Genomic DNA, 19284 nt, shown 5'->3' with positions numbered 1-19284 from the left:
TCGATGCTTACATATTAGAAAGAATCGAGGTTTTGACATCATTCATGGTGGCATCAATGGTCAGCATCACTGCATCTGAGCATTGTTTGATTGCTGTGTCTGGGTCTTTTAAGCCATTTCCAGTCACGGTACACACAATCACTGAACCTTCAGCAATTTTACCTGCTTTAATGTCACGAATTGCACCGCCAATTGAAGCTGCTGATGCAGGCTCAACAAAGACACCTTCGTACATAGAAAGCAGACGTTGTGCTTCTAAAATTTCGCTATCTTGAAGTTCATCAAACCAACCGTTTGAATCACGTACCACGGCTTTCGCGTGGTTAAAGCTTTGTGGATTACCAATACGAATCGCTGTTGCAACGGTTTCAGGGTTTTCAACTGGGCCACCACGTAGGAACGGTGCAGCACCAGAAGCTTGATAACCGACCATAATTGGTAAGCCTTCAGGTTTTGGCCCTGTGAATTGATCGGTTTCAGCATCGTAAATTACTGCTTCGAATTGCTCTTTCGGCTGATTGGCAACAGCTTCGGTATAACCCATCCAGTGTGCAGTGATGTTCCCTGCATTACCCACAGGTAAGCAGTGATAATCAGGCGCACGACCTAAAGCTTCAACAATTTCATAAGCAATGGTTTTTTGACCTTGCAGACGGTATGGGTTGATTGAGTTAACAATTGTGACTGGTGCTTGATCAGCCACTTCTTTGACGAGACGCATACCGTCATCGAAGTTACCACGGATTTGCATGGTGATTGCACCGTACATCATCGCTTGTGCCATTTTACCCATGGCAATTTTGCCTTCTGGGATTAAAACGAATGCTTTGATGCCTGCACGAGCTGCATAGGCCGCAGCAGCAGCAGAAGTATTACCCGTAGAGGCACAAATAATGGCTTTAGAGCCTTCTTCAACCGCTTTGGTAACCGCCATGGTCATACCACGGTCTTTAAATGAACCCGTCGGGTTTAAGCCTTCGTACTTCACATAGATTTCAACATCTTTACCAATAATGCGGGGAATGTTCTCAAGCTTAATCAGGGGTGTATTACCTTCACCTAAAGAGATTGCACGAGTGGTTGCAGATACTGGTAAACGGTCACGATAACGGTCAACTAAACCAGTATAACGATTGGCATTAGACATGATGATGTTCCAATTGTGTGTAGAGCTTGGCAAGGGGAAATACTCCCCTTAACCCGATTAATTATCAAGCGATTCTAAACGAATTCGCACAATTTCGCCATGAATGAAGGGGAATGCTTGAATTTGTTGTAAGGCTTCATCCATCTTTGATTCAACCACAGGATCGGTCAAAATCACGATCGGAATCAAATCTTTTAAGCGTGGCTGCTGTAAGATGGCATCAATACTGATGCCAGCACGACTTAAAATTGTGGTTACTTCGGCAAGCACACCCGTTTGATCTTCGGCATTAATGCGGATGTAGTATCCAGTGGTCATTTCTTCGCGTGAAAGAATAGGCAAGTCGCTTAAAGCTTCAAATGCCAATTGCGGGATTGTCCCTGCACCATCTTCGGTATAGGCAATATCACGTACAATATCGACCACATCGGCAACCACAGCAGACGCTGTTGGACCTGCACCTGCACCTGCGCCGTAATACAGGGTTGGACCGACTGCATTGGCTTGAACCAAGATGGCATTTTTCACGCCGTTGACATTGGCAAGCAATTCTTCAGCAGGAATTAAGGTGGGATGGACACGAAGCTCAATACCGGTTGCGGCACGGCGTGCAATCCCCAAATGCTTGATACGGAAGCCCAGTTCTTCAGCATATTTGACATCTTGTGCCGTAATTTTACTGATGCCTTCGGTGAAGACTTTATCGAACTGTAAAGGAATACCAAAGGCGATAGATGCCAACAGCGTTAATTTGTGCGCTGCATCAATACCTTCCACGTCAAAAGTTGGGTCTGCTTCGGCATAGCCCAATTCTTGCGCTTCTGTTAGTACATCGGCAAAGGTACGACCTTTTTCACGCATTTCAGACAAAATGAAGTTGCCTGTACCGTTGATAATGCCAGCTAGCCAATCAATTTTATTCGCAGCTAAACCTTCACGAATGACTTTAATAATTGGAATGCCACCAGCAACAGCCGCTTCATAAGCAATTTGTACTTTATGATCATCAGCCGCTTTAAAGAGCGCAGTGCCGTGTTCAGCCAATAATGCTTTATTGGCAGTGACGATATGTTTGCCATGTTTCATGGCTTCCATAATGACTTCATAAGCAGGATGGATGCCACCCATCACCTCAACCACAACATCGACATCAGGCTGACGTACAATGTCGAGCAAATCAGCACTTTGTTTAATTGATTCTGGAAGATCCAAGTCGAGACGCGGACGACGAGTACCGACATGGGTAATTTCAATTTCTCGACCGGTGCGACGTCTGATCTCAGCAGCATTTTCTTTTAGTAGTTTAAGGGCACCACCACCCACAGTACCAAGACCGAGGATTGCCAGACGAACTGGTTTCACGTCACACTCCAATATCTAATCAATTTTAAGCGAGCCTAGATCATAGCTAAAAAAAGCATCAGACTCTAGGAAAGAAATCACTTTATCTTCAACTATAAAAATTAGTAAATTAACGAATAAAAATTAGTTATTTAAACGTTGTACTAATTCATCTGGAGAGAGGTAGCCACCGAGGTAAACACCTTCTTCATTATAGATCGCTGGCGTGCCATTGACCCCCATATTTAGGCCGAGTTGATATTGTGCACGAACGGGGTTTTTGCAGGTTGCTGGTGGAAGTGGGGCACCTGCAATGGCTTGATTGAAAGCTGCTTGACGATCTGCACTACACCAAACACTTTCCATGGCTGGCATGAACTGTTCACCACGTGGCCATGCGATATAACGCACTTCAATACCTTTGGCATTAATCTCGCTCATATGTTCATGCAATTTATGACAATATGGGCAGCTGGCATCGGTAAAGACATACACAATATGCTGAGTTTTACCTTGGGCTTTATAGACCAATAGATCTTCAGTTTTTAAATCAGCAAGCAGTTTTTTATTGGCTGCCGATTGCAGGTTTTCACTGACATTGTGGATTTTACTGTCGCCTAAACGCAGTACATCACCTTGGATAATGTATTTACCGTCTGCTGTGGCATAGACCGATGACATCCCTTCAAGGTTGACCCAATACAGATTGGGCACTTCAGTGACTTTAATATCGAGCACTTTGGCATTGATATTGGCTTTTTTGAAGTGCTGTTGCAGGGTGTTAATGAGACGCTGCTGTGTATTACGTTCAGAGAGATTAGATGCTTCTCCCGTTGCTGGCGCACTTGCAGTTAAGGTATTTTGCTTTTTTTCATCGTTATTTGAGTTGGAACAAGCACTGATTGCCAAGCTGCTTGCCAAAGTACATGCAATAAAAATTTTTGAGCGGGTAGATGACATAAATAACCCTTTCTTTTAACTATAGATAAAATAGGTGGCTTAGCATAACAAAAAACCGTCATGCTGGTTAGGGTGTCGTGATATTTGATCAATGGATTGCATTGTTGCTGAACAACCTCGTGCAGTCGCAACCATTTTGCAATATCAAGGTTCTTTACTGAATTGTTGAATATGTGTTCTAGGCATCTCTGTTAAGCGCGAGGGTGATGAGTCGCATGTAGTTGCTGCATGCGAATTTGGGCAACGTGAGTATAAATTTGTGTAGTGGATAAATCACTATGCCCCAATAACATTTGAACCACACGTAAATCAGCACCATGATTGAGTAAATGGGTGGCAAAAGCATGGCGTAAAGTATGCGGTGATAATTCGGCTTGAACCCCCGCTTGTAGTGCATACCGCTTAATAGCATACCAAAAATTTTGCCGACTCATGATGCCGCCATGCTGCGTTAAAAAGACATAGTCTGTGGCGGATTTATACAACTGAGAACGCGCTTCATTTAAGTATTTTTCAATCCATTCACAGGCCATTTGTCCTAAAGGCACCAAGCGTTCTTTATTGCCTTTACCGACAATGCGCAAATAGCCTTGTTTTAAATTAATTAATTCAAGGCGTAAATTGAGTAATTCAGTCACGCGTAAGCCACAGGCATAAAGCACTTCGAGCATGGCACGATCGCGTAAACCCAATGCCGTTTCAATATTGGGTGCATGAATAAGGGCTTCAACTTCTTGTTCGGAAATATCTTTGGGCAGTGAGCGGCCAATTTTAGGGGTTTTATGGGTTGCTACGGGGTTATCTGAACGTAATTTCTGTTCACGTAGAAATTTATAAAAAGAACGCAGTGCAGAAAGTGAGCGCGCAATCGAACGAGGACTTTTACCTTGTTTGGTTAATGTTAATAAAACATCCGCAACATTATCGCTAGACCAATCTGGCATTGCAACAGAGTTACATTCACTACATTGAATTAAATCAGATAGATAGGCGTTTCTAGTGTGCGGACTTACGGTCTGTGCAATTAAATAATCTCGGAAGCCTTGTAAAAAACTTAAATGTTCAGGAATGCCCACAGGCGCAGGAATACGAGGTTTTTTATTCAGCATGTCAGTTCTACATTAAATGGAAAATCCAAGTTTTCCTTGGCTTTCATCAATTTAGAATAATTTTTTTACAATGTCGATGTGCAAGTGCAAGATGAGAATTAGAATCAAACCTTATTTGGTAATTATTCTCATTTGTTTGTATACTGGGGAAAATATTTTAGGATTAGATGCGGTGCGTTTATCTGATTTAAAAGTGAAACAAACAGCCATTATTCACAAAGTCAACCGAACTTTAGATGGCAATCTTGCTCAAAACGATGTAGTCGCCAGTCGTTTAGAGACGCTAGGTTTTGTTCCAGGTACAAAAGTACAGGTCATTACCAAAGGTATTTTTGGTGGAGATCCAATTTTAATTCAAGTTGGATTTACCCGATTCGCACTGCGTAAAGTTGAAGCTGAAAAAATTGAAATTAATCTTGAGGGAGCACCTGCATGAGTGATGCGCTGCGTATTGCCCTAGTAGGTAACCCAAACTGCGGTAAAACATCTTTATTTAACCACCTGACTGGTACGCGTCAGAAAGTTGCAAACTATGCAGGTGTCACTGTTGAACGTAAAGTGGGGCAGTTTACCCTGCCATCGGGTAAGCCAGTCCGTGTTTTAGATTTGCCCGGAACCTATAGTTTAGAGGCCACTAGTCCAGACGAAGAAATCACCCGTGATGTGGTCCAAGGCAAAATTGCCGAAGAAGGACAGCAAGATGCGTTCTTGTGTGTGGTGGATGCGACCAATCTAAATCTACATTTAGGTCTGGTACTAGAAATGATCGCGCTGGGTCGCCCGATTCTCCTTGTGCTGAATATGATGGATGAAGCACGTCGCCGTGGCATGCAAATCAACACGCAAAAACTTTCAGAACGCTTAGGGATTCCCGTGGTAGAAACCGTGGCAGTGCGGAATTCAGGAATTGAAAACCTGATGAATGCGCTGGATCAAGGTAAATACTCCATACCACGTACAGAACTCAGCGGCTTGAATGGCGATAATCATCATAAGATCAGCACCATTTTGCATGATGTTGTCCATTCGGTGGATCAAGAAGACAAGCGCTCTGATTTTCTCGATAAAATATTTTTACATCCCGTGTTGGGCTTAGTTAGCCTTGCCTTAATGATGTTTGTGGTCTTTCAAGCCGTATTTGCTTGGGCTGCACCTTTCATGGATGGCATTGAAAGCCTGTTTGGTTGGTTTGGTGAGTTTGTTGGACAGCATATTTCACATCCATTGCTGAATAGCTTGGTGGTGGATGGGGTTATTGCAGGAGCAGGCGGAGTTTTGGTGTTTTTGCCCCAAATTTTGATTTTGTTCTTCTTTATTTTGGTACTTGAAGAATCGGGTTATTTACCCCGTGCTGCATTTTTACTGGATAAGTTGATGTTTAAAGCTGGCTTAAGTGGTCGAGCTTTTATTCCGCTATTGTCGAGTTTTGCCTGTGCTGTGCCGGGAATTATGGCGACACGAAGTATCAGTGATCCACGAGATCGTTTAACCACGATTTTGGTTGCTCCACTGATGACTTGTTCAGCGCGTTTACCTGTTTATGCGCTCCTCATTGCCGCTTTTATTCCAGAACAATTGGTTTGGGGGGTGTTAAATCTGCAAGGTTTAGTGTTGTTCGGTTTGTATATGGCGGGGATTGTCAGTGCATTACTGGTTTCATTTGTACTGAAATTTTTCCAAACCGATAAATCACAACATATGTTGCTGATGGAGCTGCCAAGTTATCGCTTCCCCGACCCTAAAAGTATTTGGATTGGTTTACTTGACCGCGCCAAGATCTTCTTAAAACGCGTTGGTGGCATTATTTTCGCGCTTTCTATTTTGTTGTGGTTCTTATGTACTTTCCCACAACCGCCTGAAGGTGCGACTTTACCTGCGATTGATTATTCTCTGGCGGGGATGCTTGGTCATGTGATGCAACCGATTTTTGCCCCACTGGGTTTTAACTGGCAGATTTGTATTGCTTTAATTCCAGCAATGGCAGCACGTGAAGTTGTGGTGGCGGCTTTAGGTACAGTATATGCCTTGTCTGCGGCGGATGATGATGCCGTTGCCCAAGGTTTAGCCTCGATTATTAGCAGTGATGGTAGCTTGGGGTGGTCATTGGCGACCGCTTTATCGCTTTTGGTTTGGTTTGTTTATGCCCCGCATTGCCTAGCAACATTGGCAACCGTAAAACGTGAAACGGGATCGTGGAAAACAGTCAGCTTTATGACCGCTTATTTATTTGGTTTGGCATATTTAATGTCTTTCCTGACCTATCAAATTGCATCGCATTATTTGGGTTAACTGGATTGGTTTTATTTACCTCAAAATAATGTACAGAGGAGATTGAGATGATTGAAGTTCTTATTATTGCAGCATTGGTGATTTGGAGTGCGGTTGTGGTCTTCAAAAAAGTCTTGCCTAAGACGGTAAACTCAGTCTTTATGGCATTGTCCAATGTCTGTCGTCAACAAGGCTGGTCAACACTGGCAAAATGGTTAAAACCTGCGATGGCTTCTGGTTGTGGCGGCAGTTGTGGCTGTGCTGCAACTGAGGACAGTACACAGAAGAAAGCAGAAGTCCAAGCGGTAAAATGGAAATAAATCGCCAGTTCTAAGCTGATTTAAAAAAACCGTCATTTTATGACGGTTTTTTTACGCACTGACACAAAAAAAGACGCATAAAGTCAAAACAGAAAAAGCATTCAAAACAGCAAAGTGCTAACATTTTGTCAGTTTTAAAAACCGACCAGAAAATGGGGCAAAAATGTTAATACAACGTGGTGGATTAAAAGTCGTTGCAGGGCTCGGAATTTCAGGTGTTGCAGCAGTAAATTTCTTACATGAACATGGCTACCGCGTTGCAGTAACAGATTCTCGAAAGACTCCACCAGGACATGATCAAATTCCAAGTGACGTGCAAACCAGCTTTGGTCAACTTGATCAAGAGCTGTTATTACAAGCCGAAGAAATTGTGATTAGTCCGGGGCTGGATCCAAAATTGCCAGAAATTCAAGCCGCCATTGCTCAAGGTATTGCCGTGGTCAGTGAAATTCAAATTTTACGCCGCTTTACTGACAAGCCGATTGTGGCGATTACCGGTTCAAATGCCAAAAGTACTGTAACCACCTTGATTGGTCTTATGGCGAAAGATGCGGGGATTAAGGTCGCTGTAGGAGGCAACTTAGGGCGCCCTGCACTGGATTTAACCAAAGATGATCCAGAACTCTATATTTTAGAGTTGTCTAGTTTTCAATTGGAAACCACTTCGAATTTACATGCTGAAGTGGCTGTTATACTCAATATGAGTGAAGATCATTTAGACCGTCACGGCGATATGATGGGCTATCACACCGCGAAACATCGCATCTTTCAAGGGGTGAAAAAAGTCGTTCATAACCGCGATGATTCCCTGACGCGTCCATTGGTTCCAGATGCAACCCCGATGCAAAGCTTTGGTTTAAATGCCCCAGATATGAACCAATATGGCATCTTAAAAGAAAATGATGGCACCATGTGGTTAGCACGCGGTCGTGAACGTCTATTGAAAAGTTCAGAAATGTACATTCAAGGCACACATAATATTGCCAATGCTTTGGCGTGTTTGGCTTTGGGTGAGGCGATTGGTTTGCCATTGGCATCAATGCTGGACACTTTAAAAACCTTTAAAGGTCTAGAGCACCGCTGTGAATTTGTTAAAGAAGTTCAGGGTGTACGTTATTACAATGATTCTAAAGGCACCAATATTGGGGCGACATTGGCCGCAATTGATGGTCTAGGTGCTGCGATTGAGCCGCAACAGGGCAAAGTCGCCATTATTCTTGGGGGGCAGGGTAAAGGTCAGGATTTCACTGCTTTACGCGATGCCTTAACAAAATATGCCAAGCTGGCGGTGCTGATTGGTGAAGATCGTGCGGTGATTGAAAAAGCGATTGCCAATACCACGACGCTGATGCATGCAGCATCTTTACAAGAAGCGGTAGAATTATGTCAACAGCATACTCAAGCCCATGATGTGGTGTTATTGTCTCCTGCATGTGCAAGTTTTGACATGTTTAAAGGTTACAGTGAACGTGGGCACCAGTTTGTTGAATGTGTGAACACACTTGCTTAGAAGAACGATAAGGAAAGCTGTATGGCTGGGTTAGCTCAGACGACCATAAATAAAATTAATCAGGTCTATAATGTGTGGGGAACGAAAATTCCTGCTGAATTTACACCACGTAATGTACTCATTTTTTGTGTGATTGCCTTGCTGTGTATAGGCTCTGTCATGGTGGCATCGGCTTCGATGCCTTATGCAGACCGTTTACATGAAAATGCATTTCACTATGTAATTCGACACGGAATTTCAATTCTGGTTGCAGCAACAGCCGCATTTTTAACCTATAAAGTGTCGCTTAATATTTGGTTTAATAACACATTTCCATTGTGGTTAATGACCATTTTACTGCTTGCGGTGGTGTTAGTCGTCGGTACTGAGGTGAACGGTTCGACGCGCTGGATTCGTATTGCAGGATTTACTTTACAAGCCTCTGAAGTGGCGAAAGTCATGATGGCTATTTTTACTGCAGATTATGTGGTGCGAAGGGCAGAAGAGGTTCGCAATAACTTATCGGGACTCTTTCGTTTAGGGGGGGTCATGGTGATTACCGTCGGCTTAATTCTGGCTGAACCAGATTTAGGTGCCACAGCGGTGATTGTCTTGATGATTTTAGGCGTGTTCTTTTTGGCGGGTGCACCACCAATTCAGTTCATGGGTTTCATGCTGGCGATTATTCTAGGCTTAGCAGCTGCGATTATCTTCGAGCCTTATCGTCTACAGCGTGCTTTATCTTTCACAGATCCTTGGGCTGACCCATTGGGTACAGGCTATCAGCTTTCTAACGCGCTGATGGCTTTTGGGCGTGGTGAGTGGGCAGGCGTAGGCTTAGGACATAGTATTCAGAAAATGGCCTATCTTCCTGAAGCACATACTGACTTTATGTTGGCCATTTTAGGTGAAGAGTTTGGTTTCTTTGGTATCGCGACTGTTTTAGCATTGTCCTTTACCATGTTGGTCTGCTGTATCAAAATTGGTCATCGTGCCTTGCAACATCAGTATTTACGTGCAGGCTATTTGGCTTATGGCATCAGTATTATTTTCTTGCTGCAAATTTTGGTGAATGCAGGTATGAATATGGGCATGCTGCCGACCAAAGGTTTGACCCTGCCATTCATTAGTTATGGTGGCTCATCTTTAATTATGTGTGCAGTCATGATCAGCCTAATTTTAAAAATTGATGCAACCACACAAAAAGCCAACCCAAGTAAAGAAGAGTCTAGCTTCTAAGTGGATTTAATTTCTTGGACTTAATGCAATCACTCAGACACTTCCCCATTGTTCTTTTGCTTTTGAAAGGAGAAATGGGGGAGACCAATAATAAAAAATACTCCGTTTATTATTTTCAACAGCATATCTTGCCGTAGAAATCCCAACAAAAAATATCAAGACATTGCTTTAAAGTGAGTCTTTGAACTGGTGATGGTGGTGACTTTATAAATAAGTCCCGTCGAGTTGAAGGCTATGCGGAATAGATTGGATATCCCATTGTGCAATCGCTTGTATTAACATGTTTTTCGGGGTGTCTAAATCGACTTCAGGCTGATGTAAAGCACGAATCGCATGTTGTAATAGCTCAGATGCGCGATTTAAATCGAGAGCTTGCGCCAAGTTTTGTTTAGACAGCTTTTGCCCTTGATCATTCATGGCTAAAGGTAGGTGCATATACTCAAGCTGAGGATAGCCGAGTACGGAACCCAGCCAGATCTGACGTTCAGTGTTATCCAGCAAATCTGCACCACGAACCACATGCGTCATGCCTTGTAGATAATCATCGATGACCACAGCCAATTGGTAGTTGATAATGCCATCACGACGCTTGAGCACAAAATCACCTAAGTCCCGTTGCAGATTGGAACAGTGTGTTCCTTGCAGACGATCGTCGAAACAAATCTCTTGATCCGAAACTTTCAGACGAATAGCGTGTTGGTCAAAGGGTAAATTTAACTCGCGGCAAGTGCCTGTATAAATATGATTGGAGCCCAACATTTTTCGGGTGCATTGGCAGGCATAAACCAGATGATCTTGCTGCAGTTGATGCAGAACGGATTCGTAGAGATCTAAGCGGTCTTTCTGGAAAATGATGGTGTCATCAGCTTCGAACTGAAAGGCATCGATAGCGCGGAGGATATGCGCTTCGCTGTCAGGATAAATACGCGGGATGTCGGTGTCTTCAATACGAACCAACCATGAGCCCTGATGTGCTTTGGCATCGCAATAACTCGCCACAGCTGTGATGAGTGAGCCAAAATGCAAAGGGCCGGTTGGCGATGGCGCAAACCGACCTGAGTAGCGAGTTAGCGAAACATCGTTCCGCTGCTGCGCAAGAGCAAAGCTGTGCTTTGCTGAGGAATTCTCAACAGTCACAATTAACCGTTATTTTGCTTCTCTTTGATTTCTGCTAAAGTTTTGCAGTCAATACAAAGGGTTGCAGTTGGACGTGCTTCCAAACGACGCAGACCAATTTCAATACCACACGTTTCACAGAAACCATAGTCATCATTTTTAATCGCTTCAATTGATTGCTCAATTTTACGAATTAACTTACGTTCACGATCACGTGTACGCAGTTCAATGGCAAACTCTTCTTCTTGTGTCGCACGGTCATTGACATCAGGCAATGCAGTATTTTCATCTTGCATTGTGTTTAAAGTACGATCGACTTCAGACATCAGCTCTTCTTTCCATGCCAACAGAATTTGGCGGAAATGTTCGAGCTGTCCTTCGGACATATATTCTTCATTTTTTTTCGGCTGATAAGGTGCAATACCAAATAAGCTGGCAGTAGAACCACTTTCTGACGCTTTTGGCTTGGTTTTTCGCACGCGTTTTGTAGATTTTTCATCTACAACATCAGTTTGTTCATCCAAGACTTGATTTTGGTTGTCATTCGCCATATAGGGCATTCCTCATCATATACGCATTATCTATACGCAAAAAATATGGTGATATGCAAGTGTTTTTATCCAACCCTTAGGAGATTCTCCTTCGAGGGGCATCATCATATAGGCTTTTTCGGCTTTTTGATAGTCTTTGATGCTTGGATTCCATCTATCACGTTTTCTTTTGAAGCCATAAAGTAATAGAAAAAAAGCAAAATGAAAAGTTAATAACCTGAAATTTCATTATTAATTTTTTGTTGTACGTTTTCTGCACGATAAATTTTAGTTTTTAATTCGCCATTTGCTTGCAAATGTAGAACACGAAAACCCGGTGCTTCTTCATCAAGTGCAAAATCATCACTTAAAGGTTTGAACTGAACGCAGGTTGAAGGGGTGGAAAAAAACTGAATATTACGCCATTCATTTAGGGAGTCTTGATGGACATGACCACAGATAACGGCTTTCACATTGTGATATTTGGCTAAAAGGTCAGTTAAGTTTTCAGTATTTTTTAGCTTATGTTGATCGATCCATTTTGATTTCATGTCGAAAGGATGATGATGACATGCAACAATCACAAATTGCTGTTGGAATTTAGATAAAATTTGATCCAGTTGTTGGAGTTGCTCTTGTTCAATCCAGCCATCTACTTTGCCACGCACAGCACTATTGAGCAGTACAATGCTCCATTTGCCAAAATGAATGGCATGAACTTGATTTTGATTCTGATAAAACGGGAAATGATCAATATTGTCATGATTACCCGGAATTTGATAAAACGGGGTGCCGAAGTGTTGCATAAAGGCCAAATAGCGCGCATAGGTTTCTTGCACCGGCACTTGTGCTAAATCACCGGTATGCACGATTGCATCAATATGAGGATATTGCTGCTGAATTTGCTGCATGACGGCATGAAAGCTCTGTTCAGGATTCATATGCACAAATTCTAAATCATCCTGATCCATGAGATGTGTATCTGAAATTTGAACGATGGTCCAGTCGCGCTGGTCGTTATAGTTCGGTGATAAAGTCATGTCTGACTCCTTAGACATTCCTTGTAGTTTTAATATGTTGTTGCAACCATTGCAATGCCATAATGACCGGTGCATTTTTTAAGCGACCATTGGTCAGTAAATTTTTAATGTCATCATAGTCAATCAGATGTAACTGAATATTTTCCCCTTCATCGGGCATGCCAAATATGCCACCTTCTTGAGGAAGCTCGGCTTGTGCGCTATATAAATGGAACAGTTCGGAGCAAGCACCAGCAGAGGGATAAAAGCTAAATAAATGCTGTAATTGATCAATTTCACAACCCGATTCTTCTAAACTTTCACGTCGGATACAGCTTTCAGGTGATTCATCACCATCTAACACACCAGCAATAATTTCCAGTTGCCACGCTGAATCGACATCATCCATGGCACCGACACGGAATTGTTCAATTAAGGCAAATTTCTGTTGGTGATCATTGTAAATGAGTACGCCCGCAGCTTGAGGTCGATGAACCAGTTCACGTTGAACCACTGAGCTAAATTCAGTTTGAGCAAATAAACGATGTTTGAGATTGACTTTTTCAACCTGAATGAAGCCACGAAAAAGAAACTCGCGTGACTGAATTTTGACTTGGTCGCTGTTATATGTTGCTTGTTGAATAATATTCATATAGCTCAGTCAGGATGAAAAGCGTACATTCATCCTAACTGAGAATCTCATCAAAATAAAAGATTTTTTGTCAAATTACAGTTTGTGGTACAATTTTTGACCATGTTCTTGGTAGGTGGTTTTCATGGCATTAAATCCAGCTTCAATCTCGGCACTTGTTTCGGATGTGGCTTCTATATTGCTTTGATTTTTCGCATAATCTCGCACATTTTGCGTGATTTTCATTGAACAAAATTTAGGCCCACACATGGAACAAAAATGTGCCGATTTATGCGCTTCTTTGGGCATGGTTTCATCATGCATGCTGCGTGCTGTATCAGGATCAAGACTTAAGTTGAATTGGTCTTCCCAACGGAACTCAAAGCGTGCTTTAGAGAGGGCATTGTCACGGACTTGTGAACCTGGATGACCTTTGGCCAAATCTGCTGCATGCGCGGCAATTTTATAGGTGATGATGCCATCTTTCACATCTTTCTTATTCGGTAAGCCCAAATGTTCTTTTGGCGTCACGTAGCACAGCATAGCAGTACCATACCAACCAATCATGGCAGCACCAATCGCTGAGGTAATATGGTCATAACCTGGAGCAATGTCGGTGGTTAAAGGGCCAAGGGTATAGAACGGCGCTTCTTGGCAAACTTCAAGCTGTAGATCCATGTTTTCTTTAATCATATGCATTGGCACATGACCCGGACCTTCAATCATCACTTGCACATCATGTTCCCATGCGCGATGGGTGAGTTCCCCTAAAGTTTTGAGTTCACTGAATTGTGCTTCATCGTTGGCATCTTGGATACACCCCGGACGTAAGCCATCCCCTAGACTGAACGACACGTCATAGGCTTTCATAATTTCGCAAATTTCATCGAAATGGGTATAGAGGAAGTTTTCTTCATGATGCGCGAGGCACCACTGTGCCATGATTGATCCACCACGTGACACAATACCGGTTAAACGGTTTGCCGTCAGTGGCACATATCTTAAAAGTACACCTGCATGAATAGTGAAGTAATCCACACCTTGTTCGGCCTGTTCAATCAGCGTGTCTTTAAAAATCTCCCACGTCAGATCTTCAGCGACACCATCGACTTTTTCCAAAGCTTGATAGATGGGAACCGTACCAATCGGAACAGGCGAGTTACGAATAATCCATTCACGAGTTTCATGGATATTTTTACCTGTTGATAAATCCATGATGGTGTCTGCACCCCAACGAGTCGCCCACGTCATTTTCGCAACTTCTTCGTCAATGCTAGAACCCAATGCAGAGTTACCAATATTGGCATTGATTTTGACCAAGAAATTACGCCCAATAATCATCGGTTCAATTTCAGGATGATTAATATTGGCTGGAATAATTGCACGACCTTCAGCAATTTCCTGACGCACAAATTCAGGCGTGATTTCGGTGAGGTTTTTCGCACCAAAGTTTTGCCCCGCATGTTGGCGTGCATCGACACCATCCAATTGACGTTGGTTTTCACGAATTGCAATATATTCCATTTCAGGGGTAATGATGCCCTGACGTGCATAGTGCATTTGGCTGACGTTTTTGCCTGCTTTGGCACGACGCGGTTTTTGAATATGCGCAAAGCGAATTTCGGCGGTGCGAATATCTTTTAAACGCTCTTGTCCAAAGGCCGAGGTCAAGGTATTTAAACGTTCAGTATCGTCACGTTCGGCAATCCAGCTTTCACGAACATTGGGCAAACCTTTGTTGAGGTCAATGGCAACTTTAGTGTCAGTATACACGCCTGAAGTGTCATAGACCAGAATATCAGGATTCTGTTCACCGCCTAAACCCGTTGGTGTATCGGTCAGTTCAATGGCACGCATCGGCACTTGAATATCGGCACGAGAACCTTGGATATAGACTTTTTTTGAAGCCGGTAAAATACGGGTGAGATCTTTGGAGTCTTGCTCATGTTGAGCAGAAATATCTGTTGCAGATAGATTCGTTAATTGGTTCATTGCAATGATCCTTATGAATGACATCAACGAATCAAGCACGACCAAAAACGTGGCAGACTTATCTTAGGTTTTCATTCAAGCTGAATTGAAAAATAGATAAATTGAGGGCTTAAGTTTTTAGATGGCTTGATTCCTACGCAGGTCTTAACCTGATCAGGTTCAACGGTACTCAGCATTAAATTGAACGTATCAACTTTGCTGATCTCAGCGAGTAATTACTCGCGCTCCGTCAAGCGATGGACAAATATTAACACGCCTACCCACTAAAAAACATTCACATTAAATATCGCTTTTACTGTGTATTCGAAATATCCAGCTGAAAGATTGCTTTAGAGGCAGACTGCATCACTAAAGCAATCACGTATTTTTGAGTGATTTGCATTTTTTAAGCCCAAATATTGTGCTAATTGTTTTTCGGTAAGTAAATTTTTAGACTGAGATGATTGTTCTTGTGCACTGAGCTGAACAGGTATTTGCTTTAAACGCTGTTCTGCTGAGAGTTGTAAAAAGTGCATAAATTTACCTGCTTGATTTGCTAAAGCGGAATTTTTGATCTGCGCTAATTTTTCAATTTCATCTAAAGAACTACTTTGGATTGTATATTTATCAATATAAGTGTCAGAGACAGGTGAGTCGTTCATACCTTTAAATAAAAACAGGCTATACATCTGTAAAAGATATTCTGCATCTTTACGATAGCTGCTTTTAGGGTATTGATTTAAATATTCTTCCCAAAATAAAGCACGTGTTGCAATCTCATGCGGTTCAATCATTAAGGTCTTTTCGACAAACACAGGCATCATATTTTGTGTCGCCAAATTTTCGATAAAGACCTGTTCTGCCTGTGGCATATAGGGCGCAAAGATTTTGGCTAAATATTCAGGACTACGACGATAATTCAACATTCCCTTACCTGCATCAAACAGCTCAATATATGCTTGCCCTTTATGTTTGAGTAAGTATTGATCACGTAAAGAGAGTTGTTCAAAATGGTTTTGTTGAACAGTCGGATGCTGGGCTAAATCAAAAGCATATGCTTCGAAAGCAGATTGTTGTGGCGGTGTTCTATTGACCGTTAAAAAGTTTTTATACATTTGATTTGATAGGGTTAAAAAATGCTTTTGTTCATCGGAGGTTGACAGCGGCAAGCATAATTTTAAATCTTGATTAATTTGTTCTAAAGCAAAAGTGGTTCGTTCCGAGTTAATGTTGAGTATTTCATTTTCAATATTTTTACATAATAAAGATAAATCAACAGGTTCGTCTTGTTGCGATTGTTTTTCGGCTTGTTCCAGAATAGGCTGTGGTTCAGGTTTTTGACACCCGAGCAAAAGTATAAAAATGACAAAAGCAAAGTAAGGTTTTACAGAGCAAAATTTATTAAAAGGTACAGTCATTCTATATCAGGATACATGTGAAAATGATTTTGGAAAATAGGAGCTTATTTTATCGCTGAAAAGTATTTTTTCTGTGTAGTCTTGTGAAGGAGTTTGGTTACGCGTTGTGATCAGTAATCGATATTTTGTCAATAAACCCCTATCACAGGGATGGATTGTAAAAAGCCAGAACAACAAATGAAGAAATGGTTGGTCGAGCATTCGTTCCAATAAGCCCGCTAAATATTCAGGCTATTGTCATAAAAGTTTCATATTAGATATGATTTAATATTAAACAAAATTTCTCATCCTAAAAGTGCTGTTGTGGAGTGCGCCCCTTGCCAAATAATCCGGTGTTGAATCACCATATTTCATCGCAATTTAATGAAGATTTGCAGGATGTAAATACCAAGTTTATGACCATGGGAGGCTTAGTTGAACAGCAAGTTGCCAATGGGATTCATGCTTTATTGGATACCGATGCCAGTTTAGCGATTGATGTACAATTTCAAGACAATATCGTTAATCGCTTAGAGACTGAAATTGATGAAGCCTTAACCCTGATTTTGGCACGTCGTCATCCGGCAGCGATTGATTTACGGATGGTCATTGCCATGTCGAAAGCCAATACCGACTTAGAACGGATTGGCGATGAAGCGGCAAAAATTGCGCGTATTGCACAAAATTTATGTGAAGAGGGCAGTTCACCGCGTGGCTATATGGAAACCCGCCATATTGGTAATCAAGTGCGCGTTATGATTCATGATGCCTTAGATGCCTTTGCTCGTTTAGATGTCGATCAGGCTTTACGTGTGCTTCTTGCAGATGCCGATATTGACCGTGAATATCAATCAGCAACACGCACATTAATGACCTATATGATTGAAGATCCACGTCATATTTCACGAGTGATTAATGTGTTATGGGTGCTACGTTCTTTAGAACGGATTGGTGACCATGCACGGAATATTTCTGAACAAGTGATTTATATGGTGAAAGGTTTAGATGTGCGTCATACCAGTGTGAAAGAAATTGAAGAGAAAGTTCAAGAGCGTTAATGGATATATATTCTTTGCTAAAAAAGCCTCAAGATGAATTGAGGCTTTTTTATGCATTTGGAATGCCAAGAAAATCTAGAGAGGGGTGTCTGATCTCTACAAAATGAACATTTCACGTGTTTGTTTTAGTGCTATAAATTTCTGAGGGGGAATGAGTTTTAAACTATCCTTTTTGCTGTTGAATAGATAACAGGTTCCCAATTGAAGTTCAGCAAGGGGCAATTTTATTGAAAATAGAACAAAAGATTAAAAATAAAGGCAAAAAAAAGCCCATGCATAGGCACGAGCTTTTCCTCTGAGGATGTCACTCAAATGGTCATGGAATCCAATCGGTGACATAAAGAATGATAATCATATTATGAGAAAGTGATTGGCAATACAATATGCGATTAGGTTTATTTTCGCATTGTTTAATACGGATTTAAATATTTTTGAGTTGCTTAAAAATCTTCGTTTTTAGACAATTCCATAAAATTTTTCTCAATCAATGCGGCATTTTCTTTCAAAATTTCAATTAATTTTTGTAAGTTTACAAATTCAAAGCGATTTTTTGATGCCAATAGGGTTAATGCTAATGGCGGTTCTTTGCTTGAGAATTTAATGGGAATCGATAAGCCTGCAATATTTGGATCTAATTCACCATTTGAAAAATAAAAACCCTGTTTTTTAATTTGCTTCATTTTGAGTAAAAATTCAGCTTCATTCTCAGCAAAGTTAACTTCAGCAAGTTCAACCGAGAAGCGTTGGTAATAGTCCAAAATCCCTTGTTTGGGTAAGTGTGAAATAATTACTTTTGGCGATGAACCGACAAATACAGGACGCGGGCAACCTCGACCATAAGAAAGCAAAGTGACATCTTTAAACAATTCATGATGAAGATCGATACATGAATCATGGTTTAAATGCGTGAGCAGGCAACAAAGTTCAGTACGTTCCACAATTTGCTGCATAAAAGGGATACTAATTTGTACCAAAGGATCTGTGGTTCGAGAGATGTAATCCAACACTGCAATTTTAGAACCCAGTGTATAGTCCCCTGAAGTGCCACTTAAGCGTTGCAGTAATTCTGCTGAAACCAGTTCTTTTAAATATCGGTAGCTGGTGGGTTTAGACAGTCCTAATTCCTCACTAATGATATCGACATTAATGATAGGGCGAGGCACTGAAAACAGATCCAAAACAGTGAGAATCTTACCAAAACTAGAAAGTGCCATAAGTACCTGCTTGGTCAAAGCATAAAAAAGAAAATAACAATTAGGATTACTTTATAACAAAAAAATAAGCAAAAGAGCGCTTTTGTTGTGACCAGACTGTATTTGTCAGCCTTTAATTTACTTTTTATTCAATATGAGAAATTTAATGCTGAGAAATTGAAAAGTTTGATATTATTTTAATTGGATTATCACAATGAGATATTGTATTTGACTTATTCTGGATTTTTTGAAAAAATAACCAGAATAAATATCTAATGTTGAATTTTTAGCCTGATTCTGATTGGCGGTTTGTTCTCGCTTATTTCGTATAAATAATGCGCTGCAAAAGTTCCTCTATTTATTTTGAATGACGATTATTTCTGATGCTGTGCTCCAGCATGCCCGTTTTTTACACGATTTATCCGCAGGGTAGATCGTGTCTTTTGGTTGTCATTTAAAAATGAGTGGGTGTGAAGTGTTAAACCTGAATTTGAGA

17 protein-coding genes and 1 riboswitch are annotated in these 19284 nt (G+C 41.4%); of the genes, 6 read left to right on the top strand and 11 right to left on the bottom strand.

Going from position 1 to position 19284, the window contains the following annotated elements; translation table 11 throughout:
- Window positions 1-7: 7 nt before the first annotated feature.
- The 4 genes from thrC to xerD all read right to left on the bottom strand — a co-directional run bounded on the left by thrC (window position 8) and on the right by xerD (window position 4557).
- Window positions 8-1147, bottom strand: coding sequence for a threonine synthase (thrC, locus tag BLV99_RS01565; RefSeq protein ID WP_086183955.1), 1140 nt, complete (start codon window positions 1145-1147; stop codon window positions 8-10).
- Window positions 1148-1204: 57 nt separating this feature from the next.
- On the bottom strand, window positions 1205-2509 hold the full coding sequence (locus BLV99_RS01560) for a homoserine dehydrogenase (protein ID WP_086183954.1): 1305 nt from the start codon (window positions 2507-2509) through the stop codon (window positions 1205-1207).
- A gap of 123 nt (window positions 2510-2632) precedes the next feature.
- On the bottom strand, window positions 2633-3448 hold the full coding sequence (locus BLV99_RS01555; RefSeq protein ID WP_092687030.1) for a DsbC family protein: 816 nt from the start codon (window positions 3446-3448) through the stop codon (window positions 2633-2635).
- 191 nt (window positions 3449-3639) lie between these two features.
- Window positions 3640-4557, bottom strand: a complete 918-nt coding sequence (gene xerD, locus BLV99_RS01550) for a site-specific tyrosine recombinase XerD (RefSeq protein ID WP_092687027.1) — start codon at window positions 4555-4557, stop codon at window positions 3640-3642.
- Between the two features lie 172 nt (window positions 4558-4729).
- On the opposite strand from xerD, the gene BLV99_RS01545 reads away from it, so the two are divergent.
- From BLV99_RS01545 to ftsW, 5 genes are all read left to right on the top strand, one after another.
- Window positions 4730-4993 (top strand): FeoA family protein, encoded by a 264-nt coding sequence (locus tag BLV99_RS01545; protein ID WP_092687142.1) that lies wholly within the window; start codon window positions 4730-4732, stop codon window positions 4991-4993.
- Window positions 4990-6846, top strand: a complete 1857-nt coding sequence (gene feoB / locus BLV99_RS01540) for a ferrous iron transporter B (protein ID WP_092687024.1) — start codon at window positions 4990-4992, stop codon at window positions 6844-6846. Before BLV99_RS01545 ends, feoB begins: the two co-directional genes overlap by 4 nt.
- Window positions 6847-6893: 47 nt before the next feature.
- Window positions 6894-7145 (top strand): DUF6587 family protein, encoded by a 252-nt coding sequence (locus BLV99_RS01535; RefSeq protein WP_092687021.1) that lies wholly within the window; start codon window positions 6894-6896, stop codon window positions 7143-7145.
- Between the two features lie 163 nt (window positions 7146-7308).
- A complete protein-coding gene (murD, locus tag BLV99_RS01530; protein WP_086183949.1) occupies window positions 7309-8655 on the top strand; it encodes a UDP-N-acetylmuramoyl-L-alanine--D-glutamate ligase in 1347 nt (448 codons plus the stop codon).
- A 21-nt stretch (window positions 8656-8676) separates the two neighbouring features.
- On the top strand, window positions 8677-9873 hold the full coding sequence (gene ftsW, locus BLV99_RS01525) for a putative lipid II flippase FtsW (RefSeq protein ID WP_092687018.1): 1197 nt from the start codon (window positions 8677-8679) through the stop codon (window positions 9871-9873).
- 204 nt (window positions 9874-10077) lie between these two features.
- On the opposite strand, the gene gluQRS is transcribed toward ftsW, so the two are convergent.
- From gluQRS to BLV99_RS01495, 6 genes are all read right to left on the bottom strand, one after another.
- A complete protein-coding gene (gluQRS, locus tag BLV99_RS01520) occupies window positions 10078-11010 on the bottom strand; it encodes a tRNA glutamyl-Q(34) synthetase GluQRS (protein WP_092687015.1) in 933 nt (310 codons plus the stop codon).
- 2 nt (window positions 11011-11012) lie between these two features.
- On the bottom strand, window positions 11013-11540 hold the full coding sequence (gene dksA, locus BLV99_RS01515; protein WP_067722416.1) for an RNA polymerase-binding protein DksA: 528 nt from the start codon (window positions 11538-11540) through the stop codon (window positions 11013-11015).
- 209 nt (window positions 11541-11749) lie between these two features.
- Window positions 11750-12559 carry a 3',5'-cyclic-AMP phosphodiesterase gene (cpdA, locus tag BLV99_RS01510; protein ID WP_086183946.1) on the bottom strand — a complete coding sequence of 270 codons (810 nt, stop codon included), beginning with the start codon at window positions 12557-12559 and terminating at the stop codon, window positions 11750-11752.
- A gap of 10 nt (window positions 12560-12569) precedes the next feature.
- Window positions 12570-13190, bottom strand: coding sequence for an NUDIX domain-containing protein (locus BLV99_RS01505; RefSeq protein WP_092687012.1), 621 nt, complete (start codon window positions 13188-13190; stop codon window positions 12570-12572).
- Between the two features lie 75 nt (window positions 13191-13265).
- Window positions 13266-15161 (bottom strand): phosphomethylpyrimidine synthase ThiC, encoded by a 1896-nt coding sequence (gene thiC / locus BLV99_RS01500; protein WP_092687010.1) that lies wholly within the window; start codon window positions 15159-15161, stop codon window positions 13266-13268.
- A 113-nt stretch (window positions 15162-15274) separates the two neighbouring features.
- Window positions 15275-15400: riboswitch (TPP riboswitch) on the bottom strand.
- A 90-nt stretch (window positions 15401-15490) separates the two neighbouring features.
- A complete protein-coding gene (locus BLV99_RS01495; RefSeq protein ID WP_171259131.1) occupies window positions 15491-16558 on the bottom strand; it encodes a hypothetical protein in 1068 nt (355 codons plus the stop codon).
- A 317-nt stretch (window positions 16559-16875) separates the two neighbouring features.
- On the opposite strand from BLV99_RS01495, the gene phoU reads away from it, so the two are divergent.
- Complete coding sequence (phoU, locus tag BLV99_RS01490) at window positions 16876-17595, top strand: phosphate signaling complex protein PhoU (RefSeq protein WP_086165174.1); 720 nt, start codon at window positions 16876-16878, stop codon at window positions 17593-17595.
- Between the two features lie 440 nt (window positions 17596-18035).
- On the opposite strand, the gene BLV99_RS01485 is transcribed toward phoU, so the two are convergent.
- Window positions 18036-18809: an IclR family transcriptional regulator gene (locus tag BLV99_RS01485; RefSeq protein WP_086183943.1), complete on the bottom strand. Its 774-nt coding sequence runs from the start codon at window positions 18807-18809 to the stop codon at window positions 18036-18038.
- Window positions 18810-19284 lie beyond the last annotated feature (475 nt).

Source organism: Acinetobacter kyonggiensis (genome assembly GCF_900107285.1).
Taxonomy (GTDB): domain Bacteria; phylum Pseudomonadota; class Gammaproteobacteria; order Pseudomonadales; family Moraxellaceae; genus Acinetobacter; species Acinetobacter kyonggiensis.
The sequence above is the reverse complement of the archived record's forward strand: the minus strand, read 5'-3'. Positions and strand labels throughout refer to the sequence as shown.

Coding starts and splice junctions, on each gene's coding strand:
- thrC (WP_086183955.1), bottom strand. CDS start 1,147: ATGTCTAATGCCAATCGTTATACTGGTTTAGTTGACCGTTATCGTGAC.
- BLV99_RS01555 (WP_092687030.1), bottom strand. CDS start 3,448: ATGTCATCTACCCGCTCAAAAATTTTTATTGCATGTACTTTGGCAAGC.
- xerD (WP_092687027.1), bottom strand. CDS start 4,557: ATGCTGAATAAAAAACCTCGTATTCCTGCGCCTGTGGGCATTCCTGAA.
- feoB (WP_092687024.1), top strand. CDS start 4,990: ATGAGTGATGCGCTGCGTATTGCCCTAGTAGGTAACCCAAACTGCGGT.
- BLV99_RS01535 (WP_092687021.1), top strand. CDS start 6,894: ATGATTGAAGTTCTTATTATTGCAGCATTGGTGATTTGGAGTGCGGTT.
- murD (WP_086183949.1), top strand. CDS start 7,309: ATGTTAATACAACGTGGTGGATTAAAAGTCGTTGCAGGGCTCGGAATT.
- ftsW (WP_092687018.1), top strand. CDS start 8,677: ATGGCTGGGTTAGCTCAGACGACCATAAATAAAATTAATCAGGTCTAT.
- dksA (WP_067722416.1), bottom strand. CDS start 11,540: ATGGCGAATGACAACCAAAATCAAGTCTTGGATGAACAAACTGATGTT.
- cpdA (WP_086183946.1), bottom strand. CDS start 12,559: ATGACTTTATCACCGAACTATAACGACCAGCGCGACTGGACCATCGTT.
- BLV99_RS01505 (WP_092687012.1), bottom strand. CDS start 13,190: ATGAATATTATTCAACAAGCAACATATAACAGCGACCAAGTCAAAATT.
- thiC (WP_092687010.1), bottom strand. CDS start 15,161: ATGAACCAATTAACGAATCTATCTGCAACAGATATTTCTGCTCAACAT.
- BLV99_RS01495 (WP_171259131.1), bottom strand. CDS start 16,558: ATGACTGTACCTTTTAATAAATTTTGCTCTGTAAAACCTTACTTTGCT.
- BLV99_RS01485 (WP_086183943.1), bottom strand. CDS start 18,809: ATGGCACTTTCTAGTTTTGGTAAGATTCTCACTGTTTTGGATCTGTTT.